The organism is Providencia rustigianii DSM 4541 (assembly GCF_000156395.1).
Classification (GTDB): Bacteria; Pseudomonadota; Gammaproteobacteria; order Enterobacterales; family Enterobacteriaceae; genus Providencia; species Providencia rustigianii.
This window is the reverse complement of the sequence record NZ_GG703839.1, coordinates 1-370: the sequence shown is the minus strand read 5'-3', so window position 1 is coordinate 370 and position 370 is coordinate 1. Positions and strand designations below refer to the sequence as shown.

General features: G+C 48.6%; 1 protein-coding gene. It reads left to right on the top strand.

Going from position 1 to position 370, the window contains the following annotated elements; translation table 11 throughout:
• Positions 1-370: phage baseplate assembly protein V (locus PROVRUST_RS18840; protein WP_006816518.1), on the top strand; the 370-nt coding region annotated here is incomplete at both ends.

The following is a 370-nucleotide window of genomic DNA, read 5'->3' as shown; positions in this document are numbered from 1 at the left end:
GTATTTTCTCCAATGAACACTCAGAGCCTACCGATTCATTGACGGCAGACCATCGCACCTATTCAGACGGGGCAGTCATTGAATATGAGCCAGCCACGGGCGCGTTGAAAGCGACTGGTATCACAACCGCACATATTGAAGCCAGTGAGCAAGTTAGCGCGGAAACACAAGTGGTCATTGTCAATGCTGCTCAGCAAATCAAGCTCAATACTCCAACTGTTATTTGCTCGGATAATTTAACGTGTGCCACGTTGAACGTAACCAAGGGCGGAGAAATGACCGGTGATATTACGCATAAAGGTGGCAAGTTTTCATCAAATGGCGTTGTTGTTGATGACCACAGTCACGGCGGTGTGCAGCGTGGTGGTAG